This window comes from Paenibacillus agaridevorans (genome assembly GCF_003112455.1).
GTDB classification, from domain to species: domain Bacteria; phylum Bacillota; class Bacilli; order Paenibacillales; family Paenibacillaceae; genus Pristimantibacillus; species Pristimantibacillus agaridevorans.
In genome coordinates this window covers 59,242-65,902 of sequence record NZ_BDQX01000281.1, presented here as the reverse complement: position 1 = coordinate 65,902, position 6,661 = coordinate 59,242, and the positions used below count along the sequence as shown (strand labels likewise).

General features: G+C 53.9%; 7 protein-coding genes and 1 pseudogene. 1 reads left to right on the top strand and 7 read right to left on the bottom strand.

Features of this window, described 5'->3' with window-relative positions; translation table 11 throughout:
- From PAT3040_RS38935 to PAT3040_RS22490, 6 genes are all read right to left on the bottom strand, one after another.
- Nucleotides 1–572: FAD-dependent oxidoreductase (locus PAT3040_RS38935; protein WP_258235107.1), on the bottom strand; the 572-nt coding region annotated here is incomplete at its 3' end.
- Nucleotides 569–751 (bottom strand): YezD family protein, encoded by a 183-nt coding sequence (locus tag PAT3040_RS22510; RefSeq protein WP_108994470.1) that lies wholly within the window; start codon nt 749–751, stop codon nt 569–571. The genes PAT3040_RS38935 and PAT3040_RS22510, both read right to left, overlap by 4 nt.
- Nucleotides 752–777: 26 nt before the next feature.
- Nucleotides 778–1,425, bottom strand: a complete 648-nt coding sequence (locus tag PAT3040_RS22505; RefSeq protein WP_108994469.1) for a nitroreductase family protein — start codon at nt 1,423–1,425, stop codon at nt 778–780.
- Nucleotides 1,426–1,473: 48 nt separating this feature from the next.
- Nucleotides 1,474–1,854 carry a 4Fe-4S dicluster domain-containing protein gene (locus PAT3040_RS22500; protein WP_087566057.1) on the bottom strand — a complete coding sequence of 127 codons (381 nt, stop codon included), beginning with the start codon at nt 1,852–1,854 and terminating at the stop codon, nt 1,474–1,476.
- The gene (locus PAT3040_RS22495) at nt 1,851–3,497 is read right to left on the bottom strand and encodes an FAD-dependent oxidoreductase (protein ID WP_108994468.1); all 1,647 of its coding nucleotides are present in this window, start codon (nt 3,495–3,497) and stop codon (nt 1,851–1,853) included. The genes PAT3040_RS22500 and PAT3040_RS22495 overlap by 4 nt, the downstream gene beginning before the upstream one ends.
- Nucleotides 3,498–3,541: 44 nt before the next feature.
- Nucleotides 3,542–4,924: an ABC transporter substrate-binding protein gene (locus PAT3040_RS22490; protein ID WP_108994467.1), complete on the bottom strand. Its 1,383-nt coding sequence runs from the start codon at nt 4,922–4,924 to the stop codon at nt 3,542–3,544.
- Between the two features lie 513 nt (nt 4,925–5,437).
- Between PAT3040_RS22490 and PAT3040_RS22485 the strand changes: the two genes are divergently transcribed.
- A complete protein-coding gene (locus PAT3040_RS22485) occupies nt 5,438–6,199 on the top strand; it encodes a class I SAM-dependent methyltransferase (protein WP_108994466.1) in 762 nt (253 codons plus the stop codon).
- Between the two features lie 95 nt (nt 6,200–6,294).
- Here the strand turns inward: PAT3040_RS22485 and PAT3040_RS37335 are convergent.
- Nucleotides 6,295–6,661, bottom strand: a pseudogene (locus PAT3040_RS37335) (methyl-accepting chemotaxis protein); the annotation flags it as partial.

The window sequence follows — 6,661 nt, the reverse complement described above, 5'->3', positions numbered from 1 at the left end:
CCTTTGCTAAGGAACGCGCAGCCGCCGGTCGCGATAATGACGGCGTTTGCCCGCACTTCCCAGGAGCGGCCGTTCAGCCGGTTGACGCCGCGAGCTCCTCCTACACCGTGCTCGTCGGCAAGCAGCTCCAGCGCCGGGTGTTGATCCAGAATTCGAACGCCGGCTCTCCTAACAACCCTCCGCATTAACTCCATGTACTCCGGCCCTTGCATATGCGCCTTGTATAAGTTGCCGTTATCGTCCAGCGGGAAACGATAGCCCCACTTCTCCACCAGCTGTATATTGATATACGCCTGCTCCATCAATCGATAGATCCATGGCCCCTCGGAGAGAAAACCGCCCGATGCAAGCCGCTCTTCCACCGCCTGCTCCCGCTTTCTCTCGTCCGGCTCCACGTACAGGAAGTTCGTGCCGCCTGGCGCCGTCGCACCGCTCGTTCCCAGATATCCCTTGTCCGCCAGAATCGTTTTGGCGCCGTGCGAAGCCGCGCTCCATGCCGCCCATGCGCCTGCAGGACCGCCGCCGATAACCAGCACGTCGGCGCTTAACGTCTCTCCTTCGTGGCCGCTCAATTCCTTCTCTTTCCGCCGACCTGCGATTTGGGAACATCGAATCTGCTTCGCTCCGTCCGGTCGATCTGGACGATTTGTCCGTCATGCACCGTTATTTGCACCACGCCGTAAGCAAGTCCTTGCACTTGCTCCAATATTTTTTTCAACCACTCATCCGTCACTTCTACTGAACGTCCCATCCACGCTCTCCCCTCTCGCATTGGAATTAATCGATTAGTCCATCCGTCTTCACCGGGAGGATGCTGTCGGCCAAGGGACGCCTTCCGTTCGGTTTCTCCTGCTCGCGAAAGGCATCGTCCAGGCTGCCCGCTTCCCCCTTGTAACCAAGCGCGATTACCGCATGCAGCGCAAGATCATCAGACGTCTGCAACGTCTCTCTGGCGATATCGTGATCAAAACCTCCGATGGCTCTGGTAGACAATCCTAGCAATCTGGCCTGAAAGGCCAGCGTAGCCCATGCCGCGCCGGCGTCAAAGGCATGCGCGCCGTTCGGATCTCCGTTGTCCCGGACCTTGACGGATGCAAGCAGCAGCAATACGGGCGCCTTTGTAGCCCACTGCCGGTTGCGCGGCTTCAGAAACTTGTCGAATGCGGCATGCTCCTCGGCCGTCCGGGCTACATAAAATCGCCAAGGCTGTACATTGCCGGAAGAAGGCGCCCAGCGGGCCGCTTCAAGCACCGTGAACAGCACCTCGTCGCTAACGGAGCGATCCTCGTAGGATCGCGGAGACCAGCGGTTAAGAATAAGCGGATGTACCGGATGATCGGGCCGGCGCGCCTCAGCGACCTCGGCGTTATAGTCAAGTTCGGATAACGATACGTAACCTTCCAATTGGTTGGCGGATATGCTCATGCTTCTCTCTTCCTCTCGATTATATGGAATGATAAATAACAAGCGGCTCTACCCCGTAGTCGGAGATCCGACATCGGAGATGCCGGCAGCCCTGATCGGCCTGGCCGGCAAAATTCGATTAATGAAAGGCGTCTTGTCGACGGCAGCCAGCTTCGTCCTGCCCGGTCCCCAGCCAATCGTCGCGCGCCAGCTTCCCAGTATGCCGTCGGCGGCAAGCCCCTCTTCGTCCACGGGAACCGCCTCGTCCGCATACGGCGACACATACAGGGCGTCCACCGGACAGTAGGCTTCGCAGATAAAGCAGGTCTGGCAATCCTCCTGCCGCTTTATGACAGGCGCATGATCCGTCTTGTCGAATACGTTCGTCGGGCATACTTTAACGCAAATGTTGCAGCCGATGCATCGTTCGGCGCTTACTAGCTCAATCATCCGATCCCCGCCTTTCTCTCCGACGGCTCGCTCGACGACGCCGGCCTTGCCGCCGTCAGGAATGATCGGTCTCTTTTTACTTCAATATGCTCCAGACCCGAGACTAGCAGCCTGTGATGTTGATGAGGGTCCAGCTCCGGATATTCCTTCAACAAATGAAGACCGCCTCCCCTCGTTTCCTTCCGCGCCAATCCCGCCGTATAAATCCATCTGGCCGTCGCCGCCATTGCCGCCGCTTCCCTCGCATGAACCCGCTCATGAACATCGCCGGGCGCCTGCCCGTTCACATGTTTCCATAAACCGTCCAGCTTCTGCAGCGCCGCGGTCAATCCCGTCTCGGTGCGGAAATAATTGATTTCCAGCGGCAGCACTTGATCCTGGATCGCCTTGACGAACTCCCTCGTTGCGACAGGCTCGGCTCCCGATGATGTTTTATTGGAGGAAGCACCAAGCCCGTATCGCCCTGCGGCTCGCAATTCGCGGCCCGCAGCGGTCTCCCGATGAGATAATGCATGCTTGGCCGCACCCTCTCCAGCCCATGTGCCGGAGCAGATCGCCCAAGAAGCGTTAAAGGCTCCGCCCCCGGAGGCCGCGCCGGTTATTCGCTCTCTCGTGGCGGCATCGCCGGCTGCATACAAGCCCGCGACGGTCGTGCCGCAATCGTCGGTAACGATGCGGAGGCCTCCCGTCCCTCGAACCGTCCCTTCATAACGAAGCGTGAGCGGGAACGGCTGAGTAAATGCATCGATTCCCGCTCTATCGTAAGGAAGGAAGAAGATAGCGTGCGACGAGCGTAAAATGGCTTGCTTCTCTGGCGTATCCGCCTTGTTCATGATGGCATATACCGGCCCCTGGAGGAGCCGCTTCGCCAGGAAATCCCCGTCCCGCTGCCCTTGCAGTTCATTGCCGTATTCATCGTAATACGTCGCCCAGCTAAGCAGGCGCGAACGCGTATTGGAACTAAAGGCCGGCGCCGGCGCGTATCTTCGCGAGAATTCCATGCCGGACAACTCCGCTCCGACTTCCGCGCCCATCAAATATCCGTCGCCGGTCAGCACGTTGCAGCCCAATCCTTTGCTCAGGAAGGCACAACCTCCGGTGGCGATGACTACCGCGTTAGCCCTTACTTCCCAATCTTTCCCATCCTGACGAAGCACGCCTCTCGCGCCGCCCACGCCATGTTCGTCTACCAGCAGCTCAAGCGCCGGCGCATGATCCAATACTTTGACGCCGGCCTTCTTGACCGCCTTGCGCATAAGCGCCATATATTCCGGTCCCTGCAAGTGATTGCGCTGGGGAACGCCATCTTCATCCCTTACGAACGGATATCCCCACTTCTCGACCAGCTCCAGATTGATGTACACCTGATCCAGTACTCTATGAATCCAGGCAGCCTCGGACAAATATCCGCCGGACTTCATTCGTTGCTGCACAGCTTGCTCCCGCAGTTCTTCATCCGGAGGCAGATAAAGCAGATTGGTCCCGCCCGGGGCGGTCGCTCCGCTGGATCCGAGATAACCTTTGTCGACCAGCGCCACCTTGGCGCCTTGCGATGCCGCGCTCCATGCCGCCCAAGCGCCAGCCGGTCCCCCTCCGATCACTAGCACATCCGTTGTCAGCTTCAAAGCCGTTTCCCCGCTCATTGCAACGCCTCCATGTTCGTGTTGTCGCAGCGTTCGTCGCTGCGTTATGGCCTTGTTTTCTCCCAAGCTTCAATGATCCGATTGCTCTCCTCCTCCGCGCCCCGCAGAGCGGAATTGACATCCTTGCCGTTAAGCGCGATCTCCTCCGCAGCCTGGCTTAGCACCTCCCCGAGTTGATTATCCAAAGGATGCGGCGGATTGTTGGGTTTGGCCTCCAGTTTAAACACATTCTCGATTTTTTTGCCCTGCAAGACGGAAACATCCGCGCCAAATTCCTTCTCCAGCTCAGGATTGACGATAGAAGGCACGCGGCCATTGCGCGCGACCAGCCTTTGCGTCTCGTCCGACAAAATATTGGCGATAACAAGAAATGCATCGTCCAGATGTTTGCCCTGATTGGATAAAATGACGGAATGAATGCTTCCGCCGACCTTGTTGTCGCCAAAATGCGGGGCAGGCGCGATGTCCCAATCCAGATCGATCCCCTCCGCCTTAAGCTCCTCCAGCGGTCCGACCATGTTTGCTAGAAACGCGGGCCTGATCGCCAGTCTGCGGTCCTGCATGAAAGTAACGCGGTCGTAGCCGATCTCGTTGTTCGATCCGATGAAGCCCGGAATTTCATACTGTTTCTTCAGCAGCTCGTAGATCCCGGTCCATTCCTCGCTCGCGAGCGTCGATTTTCCCGTAGCCGTATCGACATTGCCGACGTCCAGACTTCTCACGATATTGCTGGGTCCGCCAAGATCAACGCCCACATACTGTACTCCGTTATCCTGAATCGTCAGCTTTCGTCCAAGCTCCAGCCATTGTTCCCAGGTTTGCGGTTCGTCGGAAGGGTACGGTACATTGAACTTATCGAATATCTCCTTGTTGTAGTACGTAATCAATAGATTGAAAGAGAGCGGGATGGCGATCAGCTTGCCCTCCTGCGTAAAGCTTCTGATCGATTCCAGAATGGCCGGCTTGATGCGGGTTGTGTCGACATTATGTTTCGCGATCAGCTCATCCAGATCCTGAATAATGCCGATATCAAGGAAACGGTAGTACGAGGGGCCGCTGCTTGTATAGATAATGTCCGGCACTTGTCCCGTGGACAACAAATCCTCCGGCGTCGTATCGGCGTCCGTCTTGATTCTCTCTAACGTAATATGCGGATATTTGACCTTGGTCGGCTCGACGATCAGTTTATTGAACTCCGTATCCGTAATCGTGTTCCCATAGTTCCAGAACGTAATCGTCACGGGCTCCTTGCGGGTCTGCTCCCCGACCTGCCCTTTCGCATCCCCGCCGTTCCCCGTCGTCTCCCCGGATGGAGGCGCCGACTCAGCCGCGTTTCGCGTATTGCTCGTATTGCCCGTTCCTCCGCAAGCCGCCAGCATCACCATCATGATCGCAAGCAGCAGCGCCAAACCTCTTCGTTTCTTCATCCTCCAGCCTCCTCATCCAGTCGTAGCCGCGCTTCCGCACAGCATATCAAATAAAAAAAGATGCACGCCGCACGGCTTCCCGTCCCTCTTCGAACCGAGGGGCAGAATGCTATGCAAGCATACATCTCCATTTGTATGGTCAATGCCATCCATATAACCTATAAAGCCAATTGAATTACTTTGAATTATATAAAACCAATCTTAGCACCCTCTAAAGAAACTGTCAACAGGTGAAAATGCACGGATGAAAATGCCGATTCTCGAAGATTCGCCCCGCTATTCCCAATGATACATTCGCTCCTCCCGGGTCCTTTAGCTCTGCCATAGCTGTCCAAGCTTTTTGCAAAGTATTTTTGGGTTTGATAGAATTGGCGTAGATTCTATAATGAAAGCGAGTGATTATGATGACAGTCAGCTCCGTTAACTTAACAATCAATTCAGAGGTTCGGAAGGGATAACATCAGAATATTTTCTATGAAATCTTCCGAGTCCAAAAATGGAGGATATGAAAATATGTTTAGTTATTACAGTACACTTTGTACCGAAGTCTATGATTTCACAAAACCTGTGGGGTACTCTTTAGACGGGGATATTGAATATTACCAAGAACGATTAAAAACTTGTCAGGGACGCATTCTCGAAGCTGGAGTTGGCTCAGGGCGTTTTATAATACCGCTTCTTGAGGCTGGATATACAGTTGATGGAATCGATTATTCTCCTGAAATGTTGGATTCTTGTCGAAAACGTTGTGAAGAAAGAGGATTGACCCCTAATTTATATGAAGGTAAATTACAGGAATTTTCATTGCCTATTAATTACGAGGCCATTATTATTCCTACTGGTTCCTTTTGTTTGATCGAAAAGCGGGAAGACTCTCTAGAGGCATTAAAATCCTTTTATAAACATCTTGTTCCAGGGGGACGTTTAATCGTCGATCTTCAATTTCCTCATGCTTGGAAAACAGGAAGTATTTCTACCTCAACATTTTCTCTGCCTAATGGCGATGGTATTACGATGGAAAGCAAATCGATTGAAATGAATTGGTTAAATCAATTTACTGTATCCTATATTAAATATGAGAAATGGCGCCAAGGAAAGTTGATTCAAAGCGAGTTGCAACGTTTTGCATTGCGTTGGTATGGAATTGAAGAATTTAAACTAATTTTAGAAAGTATCGGTTTCACTGATATTACATGTTCTGCTGATTACGTTTACCAAAAGCAGCCATCTAGTGCGGGTCAAATCATTACTTTTGAAGCCGTGCGAAAGTATTAAAGCATATAGCAAATCCCCTAAACGACAAAAAAATCCCGCTGCGCGCGCCGCAGCGGGATTCCTATTTGCTGTTACTTGCCGTTCTTATATCGTTCTTATGCCGTCTTTTTGCCGCCGCCCGATACGCGTTCCAGCTCGGATACGAGCGAATCCAGCTTGGCGTATTCGTCGACCATCTCGTTAATCTTGGTATGCTGCGTTTCCATGCTCGCCTGCACCTCTTGAACGGACGCCATGTTCTGCTGCGTCGTGGCTGCGATGCTGTCGAGTTCCTCCGCCAGAGAACCGTAACGAAGATGCAGGCCGCTCGTGCTGTCGCCTACCTGAAGCGCCTGCTCCTTGGCTAACCTGGCGTTATCGTTAATGGTGCCGAACGTATCAAGCGCGCCTCTCGCCGCCGCATCGCCCCGCACCACCGCTTCCTGCCCGCGTTCTACATGGCCATACACATCATTAATGCCT

Coding starts and splice junctions, on each gene's coding strand:
- PAT3040_RS22485 (WP_108994466.1), top strand. CDS start 5,438: ATGTTTAGTTATTACAGTACACTTTGTACCGAAGTCTATGATTTCACA.
- PAT3040_RS22510 (WP_108994470.1), bottom strand. CDS start 751: ATGGGACGTTCAGTAGAAGTGACGGATGAGTGGTTGAAAAAAATATTG.
- PAT3040_RS22495 (WP_108994468.1), bottom strand. CDS start 3,497: ATGAGCGGGGAAACGGCTTTGAAGCTGACAACGGATGTGCTAGTGATC.
- PAT3040_RS22490 (WP_108994467.1), bottom strand. CDS start 4,924: ATGAAGAAACGAAGAGGTTTGGCGCTGCTGCTTGCGATCATGATGGTG.
- PAT3040_RS22505 (WP_108994469.1), bottom strand. CDS start 1,425: ATGAGCATATCCGCCAACCAATTGGAAGGTTACGTATCGTTATCCGAA.
- PAT3040_RS22500 (WP_087566057.1), bottom strand. CDS start 1,854: ATGATTGAGCTAGTAAGCGCCGAACGATGCATCGGCTGCAACATTTGC.